At 72.7% G+C, this 13,333-nt stretch carries 15 protein-coding genes and 2 riboswitches; of the genes, 5 read left to right on the top strand and 10 right to left on the bottom strand.

Annotation, left to right across the window (positions count from 1 at the left end; all coding sequences use genetic code 11):
• Window positions 1-15: 15 nt before the first annotated feature.
• The 4 genes from F9C41_RS03960 to F9C41_RS03945 all read right to left on the bottom strand — a co-directional run bounded on the left by F9C41_RS03960 (window position 16) and on the right by F9C41_RS03945 (window position 4,049).
• A complete protein-coding gene (locus F9C41_RS03960; protein ID WP_196279608.1) occupies window positions 16-882 on the bottom strand; it encodes a carbohydrate ABC transporter permease in 867 nt (288 codons plus the stop codon).
• Window positions 879-1,970, bottom strand: a complete 1,092-nt coding sequence (locus F9C41_RS03955) for a carbohydrate ABC transporter permease (RefSeq protein ID WP_155385178.1) — start codon at window positions 1,968-1,970, stop codon at window positions 879-881. The genes F9C41_RS03960 and F9C41_RS03955 overlap by 4 nt, the downstream gene beginning before the upstream one ends.
• Window positions 1,963-3,183, bottom strand: a complete 1,221-nt coding sequence (locus F9C41_RS03950) for a sugar ABC transporter substrate-binding protein (protein WP_155385177.1) — start codon at window positions 3,181-3,183, stop codon at window positions 1,963-1,965. Before F9C41_RS03950 ends, F9C41_RS03955 begins: the two co-directional genes overlap by 8 nt.
• Window positions 3,184-3,341: 158 nt before the next feature.
• Window positions 3,342-4,049: a winged helix-turn-helix transcriptional regulator gene (locus F9C41_RS03945; protein ID WP_155385176.1), complete on the bottom strand. Its 708-nt coding sequence runs from the start codon at window positions 4,047-4,049 to the stop codon at window positions 3,342-3,344.
• A gap of 101 nt (window positions 4,050-4,150) precedes the next feature.
• Here F9C41_RS03945 and F9C41_RS03940 point away from each other — a divergent pair, with 101 nt between their 5' ends.
• The 5 genes from F9C41_RS03940 (at window position 4,151) to F9C41_RS03920 (ending at window position 8,905) form a co-directional block, all read left to right on the top strand.
• Window positions 4,151-4,975, top strand: a complete 825-nt coding sequence (locus F9C41_RS03940; protein WP_155385175.1) for a class I SAM-dependent methyltransferase — start codon at window positions 4,151-4,153, stop codon at window positions 4,973-4,975.
• 116 nt (window positions 4,976-5,091) lie between these two features.
• Window positions 5,092-5,808 (top strand): spermidine synthase, encoded by a 717-nt coding sequence (locus tag F9C41_RS03935; RefSeq protein ID WP_155385174.1) that lies wholly within the window; start codon window positions 5,092-5,094, stop codon window positions 5,806-5,808.
• An 80-nt stretch (window positions 5,809-5,888) separates the two neighbouring features.
• Window positions 5,889-5,979: riboswitch (glycine riboswitch) on the top strand.
• A gap of 5 nt (window positions 5,980-5,984) precedes the next feature.
• Window positions 5,985-6,068, top strand: a riboswitch (glycine riboswitch).
• Window positions 6,069-6,125: 57 nt separating this feature from the next.
• Window positions 6,126-6,509 carry a glycine cleavage system protein GcvH gene (gene gcvH, locus F9C41_RS03930; protein WP_155385173.1) on the top strand — a complete coding sequence of 128 codons (384 nt, stop codon included), beginning with the start codon at window positions 6,126-6,128 and terminating at the stop codon, window positions 6,507-6,509.
• A complete protein-coding gene (glyA, locus tag F9C41_RS03925; protein ID WP_155385172.1) occupies window positions 6,506-7,777 on the top strand; it encodes a serine hydroxymethyltransferase in 1,272 nt (423 codons plus the stop codon). Before gcvH ends, glyA begins: the two co-directional genes overlap by 4 nt.
• A 156-nt stretch (window positions 7,778-7,933) precedes the next feature.
• Window positions 7,934-8,905, top strand: a complete 972-nt coding sequence (locus F9C41_RS03920; protein WP_155385171.1) for a golvesin C-terminal-like domain-containing protein — start codon at window positions 7,934-7,936, stop codon at window positions 8,903-8,905.
• A gap of 40 nt (window positions 8,906-8,945) precedes the next feature.
• On the opposite strand, the gene F9C41_RS03915 is transcribed toward F9C41_RS03920, so the two are convergent.
• Genes F9C41_RS03915 through F9C41_RS03890 form a run of 6 tightly spaced genes read right to left on the bottom strand, consistent with a single transcriptional unit; the run spans window position 8,946 to window position 13,278 of the window.
• Window positions 8,946-9,749 carry an S-methyl-5'-thioadenosine phosphorylase gene (locus F9C41_RS03915; protein ID WP_155385170.1) on the bottom strand — a complete coding sequence of 268 codons (804 nt, stop codon included), beginning with the start codon at window positions 9,747-9,749 and terminating at the stop codon, window positions 8,946-8,948.
• Window positions 9,746-10,207, bottom strand: a complete 462-nt coding sequence (locus tag F9C41_RS03910; protein WP_155385169.1) for a hypothetical protein — start codon at window positions 10,205-10,207, stop codon at window positions 9,746-9,748. The genes F9C41_RS03915 and F9C41_RS03910 overlap by 4 nt, the downstream gene beginning before the upstream one ends.
• Window positions 10,204-11,367 (bottom strand): molybdopterin-dependent oxidoreductase, encoded by a 1,164-nt coding sequence (locus F9C41_RS03905; protein WP_155385168.1) that lies wholly within the window; start codon window positions 11,365-11,367, stop codon window positions 10,204-10,206. Before F9C41_RS03905 ends, F9C41_RS03910 begins: the two co-directional genes overlap by 4 nt.
• Window positions 11,343-11,987 carry a class I SAM-dependent methyltransferase gene (locus tag F9C41_RS03900; RefSeq protein WP_155385167.1) on the bottom strand — a complete coding sequence of 215 codons (645 nt, stop codon included), beginning with the start codon at window positions 11,985-11,987 and terminating at the stop codon, window positions 11,343-11,345. Before F9C41_RS03900 ends, F9C41_RS03905 begins: the two co-directional genes overlap by 25 nt.
• On the bottom strand, window positions 11,984-12,628 hold the full coding sequence (locus F9C41_RS03895) for a TIGR04282 family arsenosugar biosynthesis glycosyltransferase (protein WP_155385166.1): 645 nt from the start codon (window positions 12,626-12,628) through the stop codon (window positions 11,984-11,986). The genes F9C41_RS03900 and F9C41_RS03895 overlap by 4 nt, the downstream gene beginning before the upstream one ends.
• On the bottom strand, window positions 12,625-13,278 hold the full coding sequence (locus F9C41_RS03890; RefSeq protein ID WP_155385165.1) for a glycosyltransferase family 2 protein: 654 nt from the start codon (window positions 13,276-13,278) through the stop codon (window positions 12,625-12,627). Before F9C41_RS03890 ends, F9C41_RS03895 begins: the two co-directional genes overlap by 4 nt.
• Between the last annotated feature and the right edge of the window lie 55 nt (window positions 13,279-13,333).

Raw genomic sequence — 13,333 nt, 5'->3', positions numbered from 1 at the left:
CGCTGCCCGACGGTTTCACTCCTTGCTGGCGCCTTCGGCTGCGCCGCGGACGAAGTAACGCTGGAAGATCACGAAGATGATCGCGACGGGGATGGTGGCCAGCAGGGCTGCGCCGAGTTTCAGCGGATACTGTGTGCCCGCGCCGAGCGAGCCGCTGACCAGGTTCGCGATGCCGCGGGGCAGGGTGAACAGCTGCGGGCTCTGCACCGCGACCACGGTGTGCGGGAACTCGTTCCAGGACGCCTGGAACGACAGGATGGTCAGGGTGATCAGCGCAGGCCGGGCCATCGGCAGGATGATCGACCAGTAGGTCCGGAACACGCCCGCGCCGTCCATCCGGGCCGCCTCCTCCAGACTCGTCGGCACGGACAGGAAGAACTGCCGCATGATGAACACCCCGGCGGCGTCGACCAGCAGCGGCAGCACGAGCGCGGTGTACGTGTTGTAGATGCCGAGCTGGTTGAGCACCAGGAACTTCGGGATCAGCAGCACGACGCCCGGCACCGCCATCACCGCCACGATCATGGCGGTGACCGCGCCCCGGCCCCGGAAGCTGAGCCGGGCCAGGGCGTATCCGGCCAGCGAGTCCAGGAACACCCGCCCGACCGTGATGAGCAGGGTCACCAGGGTCGAGTTGCCGATCCACAGCGGGAACGCGGTGCTGTCGAAGATCTTCGTGAACGCCGCCGTGGTGAACGGATCGGGGACCGGCGACAGCGGGTGCGCGGCCGCGTCTGCCTCGGTCTTGAACGAGTTGGCGGTCTGGATCACGAACGGGTACAGGAACACCAGCGCGAAGAAGACGAGCACGGCGTAGCCGAGGAACGTGCCCAGCAGCGTACGGAACCCGCCGCGGCGAGCGGGCCGGCCCGGCGCGGTCACGAGGTGCTCCCGCGGCGCGGCCACCACCGGCGGCGGGGCCGGACCTCATCGCGGTCGCGCATGACCCAGCGCTGGACCAGCGTCATCACCACGATGATCAGGAACAGCACGAAGGAGATCGCAGCGCCGACGCCGTACTCGAAGTCGGTGAACGCGGTGCGGTAGGACAGGTAGGCGGGGGTGAGCGTGGTGTTGGCGGGCTTGCCCTGGCTCATCACGTAGATCTGGTCGAAGACCTGCCAGGTGCCGATCAGGCCCAGGGTGATCACCAGGAACAGGGCGGGCTTGAGCATCGGCAGGGTGACGTGGCGCAGCCGCTGCCAGGCGTTCGCCCCGTCGATCAGGCTCGCCTCCTCGACCTGCACCGGCACGTCCTGCAGCGCCGCGAGGAAGATCAGCATGAAGGTGCCGCTGGTGGTCCAGACGACCAGCATGATGATCGTGGACATGGCGACGCTGGGCCCGGCCAGCCACTCCCACCAGGACAGTCCGAACGGACCGCCACCGGTGAGCGCGGCGGGCGGGTTGTCGACGTCGACCAGGCCGAGCCCGTCGAGCACGAGGTGCAGCAGCCCGCGCGGGTCGGCGAACCAGGCCGGGCCGCTGATGCCGACCATGGCGAGCAGGGCGTTGACCGCGCCGGAGTTGGCGAACAGGAACAGGAACACCACGCTGATCGCGACCGAGCTGGTGACCGACGGGAAGTAGAACGCGGTGCGGAAGAAGGACGTGCCCTTCAGGAAGCGCTGGTTGACGACCAGGGCCAGGGCGAGCGCCAGCAGCGTCTGCGCGGGGACCGCGACGGCCACGTAGTACAGGTTGTTGCGAATGCTGATCATGAAGTTCTCGCGGGTCAGCCCCTCGGCGAGGAACAGGTCGGCGTAGTTCTGGGCGCCGACGAACGGCACGCCCGGCGCGAAGGGGCTGCCCTGCCCGTTCCAGCCGCTCACGCTGACCCACAGCGCCATGCCGATCGGCAGCACCAGGAACAGGCCCAGGATCAGCACCGCGGGCGCGACGAACAGCCATCCGGCGGTGGCCTCGTTGCCCCGGATGCCGCTGCGGCGGCGCACGACGGGTTCAGTCACGCAGCGCCACCGTCATGTTGCGCTGCAGCCGCCGGAGGATCGCCTGCGGATCGGCGACGGCCAGGCGCTGCAGCTGGGTGTCGAAGTCGGACAGGACGTTGCCCATCTTCGGGGCGTTGACCGGGCCCTGGGCGTGGTCCGCGCCGTCCAGGAACGCCCGGTCGGCGGGGAAGGCCTGCAGGTAGCGCTCGCGGGCGGTGGTGACCGAGGGCATCACACCGTACGCGGAGGCGAAGGCGAGCTGCTGGTCGACGGCCGTCATCGCCTCCACGAACGCGACGGCCTGAGCGCGGTACGGAGTCCGGGCGGAGATGCCCCAGCAGGTCGTGAACGACAGTGTGCCCTCCCCGGCGGGCCCGGTCGGCAGCTCGTGCACGGTGTACCGGACGCCGGGGTAGTCCCCGGCCAGCGCACCCCTGATCCAGTTGCCTTCGACCGTCATCGCGGCCAGGCCCCGGCCGAACGCCTCCCCGGCCCAGCCCGTGTCCAGCGCGCTCGGATAGCGGGCGAGCCGCGTCCGCAGCAACTGCTGCACGTACTGCAGCGCGGTGAGGTTTTCGGGGGTGTCGGCCGTGACCCGGGACCCGTCGGGGCTGATCAGCCAGCCGCCCGCCTGCACCAGGAACGCCCCGATCCGCTCCACCGTGTCGCCGAGGACCAGCGGCGTGATGCCTTTGGCCGCGATGCGCTCGGCGACCGCCGTCAGCTGCGCCCAGTCGCGGGGCACGTCGGCGGCCGTGAGCCCGGCCTGCGCCCACAGGTCCTCGTTGACCTGCAGGGCCAGGGTCGCGAAGTCCTTGGGCGCGCAGTAGAACCGGCCCTGGTAGGTGAACGCCTGCCGCAGCGTGGGATAGAAGTCGCCCGCCGAGGGCAGCCCGTCGGCGTATGGTTCGAGCGCGCCGACGCTGGCGAAGTCGGCGAACCGGGCCGCGTCGACGTAGAACACGTCCGGCGGTGACGAGCCCGCGAACGCCTGCCCGAGTTGCTGGTCGAGGTCCTGGGCGGGGATGACGGTCACCGCGTTGCCGCTGGTCGCCGCCCATGCCGCGGCGGCCTCGGTGACGGCCTTCGTCTCGGCCGCGCCGGAGGAGCCGATGAGGACCTGCAGGTCGGCAGGGCCGGTGCGCTGCGGGACCGGGCCGGATGCGTCTCCGCACGCGGCCAGCGCGAGCAGGCATGCCGCGACGAAGGCGCGCAGCCCCGCTCGTACCATGACCGCTCCGACCTTTTGCCCGCTTATGCCGGACTTAAGGGTAGTGTGTGATCATGGTTGCGCGGGTTCACGGGCGACCGGCGTGTGCGGCCCCGCCCGTCCGAAGCGCAGAAGTCCGCTATGACCTGGGGAAAGGTCCGCGGGACCAGCGATCCGGGTCAGGCTCGCACACCCGCGGGTTCCGGAACCGGTTCCGGGCGCGGCACGCTGGCGAACACGTTCGTCCGGAACCACGACGGCACCGCCCGGCGCAGCACCTGCGGGCCCTCGATCGCCAGCTCGCCGCGGCGCAGGCCGTCGGACCAGGACAGCTCGCCGAGCCAGACCCGGATCAGCCCGCGCAGGCTCGCCGTCACCGTCACCGCGACCTCGTGCCCCGGATCGTCGTCGCAGACGTCGACGTCCTCCGGCGTGATCACCAGCCACCAGTCCCGCAGCGGGCGGGCCACGTCATGGAAGGCGAACCGGATCACCGTGCGACCGCCCGGCGCCGCCGCGCGGTCGACGTGTCGGCGCATGTCCCACAGCAGCAGTTTCGGGTCGAGATCCTGGTCGCCGAGTTCGCCGATCCAGCGCACGCCCCATGCGCCCAGCGCCACCACGATCGGCTCCAGCTCCCGCCCGGCCTGGGTCAGCAGATACTGCACCTCGGTGTCCGTCGGCCGCCGCTCGACGACCCCGGCCGCGACCAGCTGCTGCAGGCGCTTGGACAGCAGTGTCGGCGACATGCGCGGCAGCCCGCGGCGCAGCTCGTTGAAGTGTCGGCTACCCGCCACGAGCTCCCGGACGACCAGCAGCGTCCAGCGCTCGTCGAGCAACTCCATGGCCTTGGCGACCGGGCAGAACTGGCGGTAAGAGGCTCCCATGCCGGAACCGTAAGGGCTCGGCCCGGTACAGATCCTGTACTGGTCGGACATCGGTCACCTTTCTAGCGTGGAGTCACCACTACCCGAACAGGAGCAACACCATGACCGCACCGACCGACGCCGATCGCGCGCTGAAGACCAAGCACCGCGCGATGTGGGCGCTGGGTGACTACCCGGCGGTCGCCGCCGAGGTCATCCCCGAACTCGGCACCGTGCTGGCGAAGGCGAGCGGCGCCGCACCCGGCCTGCGTGTGCTCGACGTCGGCGCCGGGTCCGGCAACGCGGCCATTCCCGCCGCGCTGGCCGGGGCCGACGTCGTCGCCAGCGACCTGACCCCGGAGCTGTTCGACGCCGGTCGCCAGGTCGCCGAGCAGCGCGGCGCGAAGCTGAGCTGGGAGCAGGCCGACGCCGAGGCGCTGCCCTATGCCACAGGCGAGTTCGACGTCGTGATGTCCTGCGTGGGCGTCATGTTCGCCCCGCACCACCAGGCCGCCGCCGACGAACTCGTCCGGGTGTGCCGTCCCGGCGGGACCATCGCCCTGGCCAACTGGACGCCGCAGGGCTTCATCGGGCAGATGTTCGCGGTCATGAAGCCGTATGCCGCGCCCCCGCCGCCCGGGGCGCAGCCGCCGCCGCTGTGGGGCAGCGAGGAGCACGTCGCCGCGCTGTTCGGCGACCGGGTCACCGACGTCACTACCGAGCGCCGCGCGGTCCGGGTGGACCGGTTCGCCACCGCCGAGGAGTTCCGCGACTTCTTCAAGGCCTGCTACGGCCCGACCATCGCGGTGTACCGCAACATCGCCGACCAGCCGGACAAGGTCGCCGCCCTCGACGAGGAGTTGGCCGAACTCGGCCGCCGCAACGACCTCGGCTGGGGCGCGATGGACTGGGAGTACCTGCTGTACACCGCGCACCGGGCGGGCTGACGCCGCTCGGCAGGGCGCGCCCGGTCGGGCGCGCCCTGCTCGTGGACTAGCCTGGAACGATCGCCGATACGCCGCGCCCGAGCAGGACGGCGGCGGCCGACGGAGGCGGAGACGGCATGGGTGCACGGCTGCAGGAACTCGGCTGGCGGCAGACGCCGATGGGCGTGATCAGCCTGCGCCGCCGCTGGGATCCCCTGTTCAAGACCGACGTCTACGAGGTCAAGCTCGACGACGACTTCCTCATGTCGAGTCTGTTCACCGTCGCCGAGGAGGCCGTCGCCGACCTGGCCCTGGCCGAGCTGGACGGCACCGGCTTCGACGTGGTCGTCGGCGGGCTCGGTCTCGGTTACACGGCGCTGACCGTGCTGGCCGACGAGCGAGTGAACTCGCTGCTGGTGATCGACGCGTTGTCCGACGTCATCGCCTGGCACGAGCAGGGCCTGATCCCGGCGGGCACGACGCTGACCGCCGACCCGCGCTGCCGTCTGGCCGAAGGCGACTTCTTCGCCCGCTGCGCGTCCCCGGACGGGCTCGACCCGCACCGTCCCGGCCGGCGGTTCCACGCGATCGTCGTCGACATCGACCACTCGCCGAGCCACCTGCTGCACCCGAGCCACGCCGGCTTCTACGAGCCCGCAGGCCTGCGCCGGCTGGCCCAGCACCTGCATCCCGGCGGCGTCTTCGCGCTGTGGTCCAACGACCCGCCGGACGAGCAGTTCACCGCGCGGCTGGCCGGGGTGTTCCGCGATGTACGGGCCGAGATCGTCAGCTTCCCCAACCCGCTGCAGGACAGGGAGTCCACCAACACCGTCTACGTCGCCAGGCGGCGCTGAAGTCCGGCGGCACGCGGCGTGGTTTGACGCCGCCCGGACCGGCGCTTACGGTACGGCGGACAACTGCATACCTCGCCGATCGAACCACGGCGGGAGAGGCCCGGTGCGTCCGGGCCGCCGAAGGAGCAACTCTCCCCGGAATCTCTCAGGCCCACGTACCGCCGTGGCGAGGCGAACTCTGGAAAGTCAGGACGACTCCGTCCTGCGCCCAAGGTGCAAGCCGTGATCCGCGGTGAAGCTCTCAGGCAGCGATGACAGAGGGGGAGGCCAACCGCCACCGGTGCCGCCTGCGCGGCACCCGGACCAGGGAGCCTCCCGTGAGTACCGTGCCCGAGAACCTGCACTACACCCGCGACCACGAATGGCTGTCGGCAGGGGACGTCCCGACCGTCGGCATCACCGCGTTCGCCGCCGACGCGCTGGGCGACATCGTCTACCTGGAGCTGCCCGCGGTCGGCGCGTCCGTCACGGCGGGCGAGCCGTGCGGCGAGGTCGAGTCGACGAAGTCGGTCAGCGAGCTGTACGCCCCGGCCGACGGCGAGATCGTCGCGGTGAACCCGGCCGTCGCCGACGACCCGTCCCTGGTCAACTCCGACCCGTACGGGCAGGGCTGGCTGTTCCGGCTGCGCCTGACGGGCGCCGCGGAGCTGCTCGACGCGGCGGAGTACGCCGCGCTCATCGGGGCGGAGGGCGACCGGTGACGACGCTGGACTCCCCGCTGGCCGAGTTCGACCCCGAGGTGCATGCGGCGCTGCGCGCCGAGCTGGGCCGGCAGCGCGACACCCTGGAGATGATCGCGAGCGAGAACTTCGCGCCGCTGGCCGTGCTGCAGGCGCAGGGCTCGGTGCTGACCAACAAGTACGCCGAGGGTTACCCGGGGCGGCGCTACTACGGCGGCTGCGAGCACGTCGACGTGGTGGAGCAGTTGGCGATCGAGCGGGTCAAGGCGCTGTTCGGCGCGGCGTACGCCAACGTGCAGCCGCACTCGGGCGCGCAGGCCAACGCCGCGGCCATGATGGCGCTGATCGAGCCCGGCGACACCATTCTCGGGCTGGACCTGGCGCACGGCGGCCACCTCACCCACGGCATGCGGATCAACTTCTCCGGGCGGCTGTACCGGGCGGTCGCGTACCACGTGTCGGCTGACGACGGCCGGGTCGACCTCGCCGAGGTGGAGCGGCTGGCGCTCGAACACCGGCCCGCATTGATCATCGCCGGCTGGTCGGCGTACCCCCGGCAGCTGGACTTCGCCGCCTTCCGCAAGATCGCCGATCTGGTCGGCGCGCGGCTCATGGTGGACATGGCGCACTTCGCCGGGCTGGTCGCCGCGGGCCTGCACCCGAACCCGGTGCCGCACGCCGACGTGGTCACCACCACGACGCACAAGACCCTGGGCGGCCCACGCGGGGGAGTGGTGCTCACCAACGACGAGGAAGTCGCCCGGAAGGTGAACAGCGCGGTGTTCCCGGGCCAGCAGGGCGGCCCACTGGAGCACGTCATCGCCGCCAAGGCGGTCGGCTTCAAGATGGCCGCGAGCCCCGAGTTCGCGCAACGGCAACGGCGCACCCTCGACGGCGCGCGACTGCTGGCACAGCGGCTGTCCGCGCCCGACGTCGCCGCGGCCGGGGTGTCCGTGCTGACCGGCGGCACGGACGTGCACCTCGTCCTGGTCGACCTGCGGGCGTCCGAGCTGGACGGGCGGCAGGCCGAGGACCGGCTGCACGGCGTCGGCATCACGGTGAACCGCAACGCCGTGCCGGGCGACCCCCGGCCGCCGATGGTCACCTCCGGACTGCGTATCGGCACCGCCGCGCTGGCCGCCCGCGGTTTCACCGAGGCCGACTTCACGGAGGTCGCCGACATCGTCGCGCAGGCGCTGCTGCCGTCCTTCGACGACGAGGCCGCGGCTGCCCTGCGGGCCAGGGTCGCCGCGCTGACCGCCGCGCACCCGCTGTATCCGGCCCTGTGAGGCATCGCGCCCTGTCCCGACGCCGCCGCCGTCCTCGCGGCGTCGGACAGGGCGCTCCCGCTTTCAAGGTGATCTATGTAGAAGTCTTTCGCTAATGCATTGATGTTGGTTGAATAGTTTCACTCTCATTCCTCGACACCCCCTGACGGAGAGATAGTGAGACTTCCCCTCGCCCTGCGCGCTGCTGTCGCCGGGCTCGCCACCGCCACCCTCGTCGTGCTCGGCCCCGCCGGGCCGGCGTCCGCGGCGACGACCATCGTGGACAACGCCACCGCCGGCGGGTTCACCGCCAGCGCCAACTGGGGCACCTCGGCCTGGTCGGCGCAGCGATACGGCGCCGACTACCGCTTCGCCACCCCGGACACCACGGCCAGCGACGCGGCCTGGTTCACCGCCACGATCGCGGCGGCCGGCCCGCACACGGTCGAGGTCTGGTATCCGGCCGACGCCGGCTACAACAACGCCACCCCGTTCGTCGTCGCCGCCAGCGGCGGCAACCAGACGGTCGTGGTCGACCAGCGGGCCAACGGCGGTCGCTGGGTCAGCCTCGGCACGTTCAGCCTGGCCGCGGGCACCCGCAGCGTGGTCGGCGTGAGCCGGTGGACCAACGGCACCGGTTACGTCGTCGCCGACGCGATCCGGCTGACGTCGACCACCGGCGCACCGGCGTTCTCGCTGCCGCTGGCCAAGAGCGCGCTGCCGCGCAGCGAGTACGACGACCCGCACCACGACTACCCGGCCATCGATCTGCCCGTCGGCACGGGCACCCCGGCCTACGCGGTCCGCGGCGGCACCGTGGTGATCATCGACGACAGCTCGTGCGGCCGCGGCGTCAACCTGACCGGGGCCGACGGCAACATCTACACGTACTGCCACTTCTCGTCATGGTCGGTGGCCAACGGCGCCACCGTCGTGGCGGGACAGCAGGTCGGCCTCACCGGCAACACCGGCAACTCGACCGGGCCGCACCTGCACTTCGGCATCCGCACCGGCAGCACCCGCCGGTGCCCGCAGAATTACCTGCTGGCGCTCTACGACGGGGTGACCCCGCCCGCCGCGACCAGCCTGCCGACCACGGGCTGCTTCTACACCGGCCTGACCTCGGCCACCGTCCCGCCGCCGGGCTGACCGGACCGGCGGCGGAGCACCCAGCAGGGTGCCCCGCCGCTCAGGGAAGCGGATAGGACGGTCGCATGCCGTCGAGCGCCGTGGCGCAGGGGCAGGTGCGCTCGGCGGGCAGGTTGGCGATCGTGGCCAGCAGCAGGCCGCGCATCCGCTCGGTGTTGTCCTTGAACACCCGGAACACCTCCTCCTGGGTCACGCCGTGGTCGCCGTCGACGCCCGCGTCCAGGTCGGTCACCAGGGCGATGCTGGTGTAGCAGAGGGCGAGTTCGCGGGCGAGCGCGGCTTCCGGAGCCCCGGTCATGTTGATCACCGTGCCGCCCGCCGCGGCGTACCAGCGCGACTCGGCACGGGTGGAAAAGCGCGGACCGTCGATGACGACGACCGTGCCCGCGCTGCTGAGCGGCATGCCGATGACGTCCGCCGTCTCGCGCACCGCCCGCCGCCCGGCGGGGCAGTACGGGTCGGCGAAGTTGACGTGCACCGCGCCCGACTCGACGTAGGAGCGCTCGCGGCCGCTGGTGCGGTCGACGAGCTGGTCGGGCAGCACGAACGAGCCCGCCCCGAGTTCCGCGCGCAGGCCGCCGACGGCGCACGGGGCGAGGATCTGCCGTACGCCCAGCGAGCGCAGCGCCCACAGGTTGGCCCGGTAGGGGATCAGGTGCGGCGGGTGGCGGTGGTCGCGGCCGTGCCGGGGCAGGAACGCGACCCGCCGCCCGGCGACCTGCCCGACGGTGACCGCGTCCGACGGCGGCCCGTACGGGGTGTCGACCCGGTGCTCGCGGGCCCCGTCGAGCAGGCTGTAGAGGCCTGATCCGCCGATGACGGCGACGTCGGCTGTGCTGGTCATGGGCGCTCCCGGATGGTCGAATCGGACGGTCTGCGGCGGATGGCGCGCAGCACGAGCAGGATGGCCGTGGCCAGCCAGATCGCGGCGAGGCAGAGCAGGAAACCGCGGGGATAGTCGCGAGGCAGGGCCGAGGGTTCGTCCCCGACGCGGCCGAAACCGAGCACCAGCGGCAGTGCCACGACCGTCAGCGCGGCGGTGACGAACAGCGCCCCCTGCACGACCGGCCGCGCCCAGCCCGGCAGCCACCGGGTCAGCACCGCGCCGAGCACGATGGCCAGCGGCAGCACCAGCAGGTCGTGGCCGAACAGCACGGTGAGCGTGTAGCGGAAGTAGTTCGGCAGCGACACGCTCGGGTCGGTGAGCACGCCGACGACGCCGTACGCGGCGGCCAGCACACCGACGGCGACGAGTGCCCGCCGGAGCCAGACGGTGGAGCGGTCCGCCGGACGGGCGGTCACGGCTGCACCACCTCGATCCGGGCGACCCACTTGGTCTGCAGGACACCCGGGCGGTTGGGCGCGATGAGCCGGACCGGGTAACCGTGGTCGAGATCGAGAGGCTGGTCGCCGATGCGCAGCGCGAGCAGCGTGAGCGGGTCGGCGGCGTGCGGCGGGGCGAGCGTGGAGATGCGGTACAGGCTGTCCTGCTCCAGCGACTCGACCCGCACGCTCGCGCCCTGCGCGCCGCCGACGGCCGCGACCAGGTCGCTGACGCGTACGCCGCCCCAGGTGGCGGTCGCGCTCCAGCCCTCCACGCAGGTGATCGGCAGCTGCGCGGTGTGCTGCGCCAGTGCGCCCAGCTCGGCCAGGCTCAACCGCAGCGTGCGCGCCGGCCCCACCACCTCCAGCCGGTACGCCGGATCGGTCGCGGCCGCGGTCACCCCGGCGGCGACCGCGGACTGGTTCACCGGCAGCCCCTGCGGCCCGATCCGCGGGTCGCGCGGCCCGAGCACGGACAGCCCGGCCAGCGGCCGCAGCGTCTGCCCGATCGTGGCCACGGTGATCACCCCGATGGCCGTGCCCACGGCGGTGAGCAGCCCGCGTCTGCTCAGGCTGCCCGTCTGCGGCGCGGCCCGGTCCGGTGCGCCCAGCGCGCGGCGGATGACCGGCAGCTTGACGCCGATGTGGATCGCGAGCGCGCCGACGAGGATCCACGCCGTCCAGTAGTGGGCGGTGGTGAAGAAGAAGCTCATCGGGGAGTACCACAGCGCGATGTTGAGGATGCCGGTGGTGACCTGGAACAGCGCCGCGGCGACCAGTACGAACAGGCTGAGCCGTTCGATCGCGTGCACGGCGTCGCGGAACGGCGGCCAGCGGAACAGCTTCGGGTAGACCGACCAGAGCTTGGCCGCCAGCAGGGGGACGATCGCCAGGCCCGTCGCGACGTGCAGGCCCTGGGTGACCCGGTACAGGTTCACCGGCCGGGAAGGCCAGTAGAACCATCCGGGCGGGTGCTGGATGGCGTGGCTGAGGTAGCCGGTCACGAAGCACACCGCGACGGCGACGCCGAGCAGCCGACCGATCCGGCTGGTCAACTGGGGTGACCGCAGGCGGGACGTGAACAGGCGGGACAGCCGTGACGGATACAGCCGGGTCAGCGGCTCAGGCACACGAACCATCGCTCGTCCTCCGTCCAGGACTCGGCCGGCAGCAGCCCGGCCTGCTCGGCCAGCGGTCCGAGATCGTCGACGCCGACGACGGCCCAGGGGAACGGTTCGCTGGTGCGGCGAGCGTCGGTGAGCGCGACCCGGCCCCGCCAGCCGGGAGAGCCGGGCGGCTCGACCTCCGCGAGCACCGTGCCGCCCGGGGCCAGCAGTTCGCAGCAGCGGGCCAGCAGCCGGGCGGGGTCGCCGCCGATGCCGATGTTGCCGTCGGCCAGCAACGCGTGCCGCCAGCTGCGGCCGTCACGCAACGGCGCGAACACGTCCTGGACCACGGCGTCCGCGCCGCGGGCCCGGGCCAGCCGGACGGCGGCGGCGCTGACGTCGATGCCGAGCGCGGGCACCCCGCTGCGGGCCAGGGCCGCGGTGAGCCGGCCGGGGCCGCAGCCGACGTCGAGGGTCGGTCCGGTGCAGCGGGCCAGCAGGCCGCTGTCACCGGGGGTCGGCTCGCCGTGCCAGGCGCCGGTGTCGAGGTGGCGCAGCAGGGTGCCCGCCGGGTCGACCAGGCGCAGCGCGCCGTCGCCGCCGCGCGCGGCCCGCTGCAGCGCGCCCGCGTACACGGTCAGCGCGCTGGTCATCGCAGTGCACCGTGCGGAGCGGGCAGGTGTACGCGTACGGCGTCGGCGAAGCGTCCGTGCGGGTGCTCGGCCGCGACGGCCCGCGCGTCCGCCGCGGTGTCGACGTCCCGCAGCGTCGCCAGCCGGGCGGTGCGCAGGCCGAGGCCGTGCAGCGCGGCGAGGGTCAGCGCACCGGTGTCGGCGGTGGACATCGGCACGCCGGCCAGCGCCGCCGCGTGCGCGGGTTCGCGCAGCGCGAGGATCCACCAGCCACCGTCCACCGCCGGGCCGAGCGCGGCGTCCACCGTGTCCAGTGCGTCCACGGCCGAGGCCAGCAGCCCGGGGGACAGCTGCGGGGTGTCCATGCCGACCAGCGCCGTCGGCACGCCGGGCAGCGCGGTGTCGGCGAAGGCGTACGCCAGTCGCTCGCCGAGGCCGTCGCCGCGCTGCGGCACGGCAGCCCAGCCGGGCGGCGCGGGGTGGTCGCCGTCCACGACCAGCGTCCGCCGCCGGGCCGAGGTCGCGTCCACCACGGCGAGGGTGTCGGCCAGCGCGGCCGCGGCGATGGCGGCGGCCTGCCGCGGGCTGCAGGGCGGGCACAGCCGGGTCTTGACCCGGCCCGGCACCGGTGCCTTGGCGATGACCAGGAACTGCGCGTTCACCTGGCCAGCACCTTCGACATGTCGCGCACCGCGCGGGCGGTGCCGAGCACGGTGCCGGTGACCTTGGACCGGGTTCCCTCGGCGCGGGGCGCGTAGTCGACGTCGACCTCGGCGATCCGCCAGCCGGCCCGCGCCGCGGCGACGATCATCTCCAGGGGGTAGCCGAAGCGCCGGTCCCGCAGGTCGAGGGCGAGCAGCCGCTCGCGCCGCGCGGCGCGCATCGGGCCGAGGTCGTGGATGGGCACCCGCAGGCTGCTGCGCATCCGCCAGGCCAGCACGGCGTTGGCCAGCCGGGCGTGCGCGGGCCACGCGTCACGGCTGCCCGGCCGGCGGCGTCCCAGCATCAGGTCGGCGGCGCCGCCCAGCACCGGGTCGGCGACCCGCGGCAGCTGTGCGAGGTCGAACGAGCCGTCGGCGTCGGCGAAGCACACCACGGCGGAGGTGGCGGCCAGCAGACCGGCGTGGGCCGCCGCGCCGAAGCCGCGCTGCGGCACGGTCACGACCAGTGCGCCGTGCGCCCGGGCGACCTGCGCGGAGCCGTCGGTCGACCCGTTGTCGGCGATGATCGCCCGATACCCTCCAGGTAGGCCGGACAGCACGGCGGGCAGGGCGGCCGCCTCGTTCAGGCACGGCAACACCACATCAATCATGATCTCGACCATAGTGGTGACGACCGGTCCTAATTATTACCAATCGCTGATAAGA

This window comes from Catellatospora paridis (assembly GCF_009720365.1).
Classification (GTDB): domain Bacteria; phylum Actinomycetota; class Actinomycetes; order Mycobacteriales; family Micromonosporaceae; genus Catellatospora; species Catellatospora paridis.
The sequence above is the reverse complement of the archived record's forward strand: the minus strand, read 5'-3'. Positions and strand labels throughout refer to the sequence as shown.

What these genes read in the sequence shown, in the direction of transcription:
- F9C41_RS03950 (WP_155385177.1), bottom strand. Translation starts at nt 3,183, where the DNA reads ATGGTACGAGCGGGGCTGCGCGCCTTCGTCGCGGCATGCCTGCTCGCG.
- F9C41_RS03945 (WP_155385176.1), bottom strand. Translation starts at nt 4,049, where the DNA reads ATGGGAGCCTCTTACCGCCAGTTCTGCCCGGTCGCCAAGGCCATGGAG.
- F9C41_RS03940 (WP_155385175.1), top strand. Translation starts at nt 4,151, where the DNA reads ATGACCGCACCGACCGACGCCGATCGCGCGCTGAAGACCAAGCACCGC.
- F9C41_RS03935 (WP_155385174.1), top strand. Translation starts at nt 5,092, where the DNA reads ATGGGTGCACGGCTGCAGGAACTCGGCTGGCGGCAGACGCCGATGGGC.
- F9C41_RS03915 (WP_155385170.1), bottom strand. Translation starts at nt 9,749, where the DNA reads ATGACCAGCACAGCCGACGTCGCCGTCATCGGCGGATCAGGCCTCTAC.
- F9C41_RS03905 (WP_155385168.1), bottom strand. Translation starts at nt 11,367, where the DNA reads ATGGTTCGTGTGCCTGAGCCGCTGACCCGGCTGTATCCGTCACGGCTG.
- F9C41_RS03900 (WP_155385167.1), bottom strand. Translation starts at nt 11,987, where the DNA reads ATGACCAGCGCGCTGACCGTGTACGCGGGCGCGCTGCAGCGGGCCGCG.
- F9C41_RS03890 (WP_155385165.1), bottom strand. Translation starts at nt 13,278, where the DNA reads ATGATTGATGTGGTGTTGCCGTGCCTGAACGAGGCGGCCGCCCTGCCC.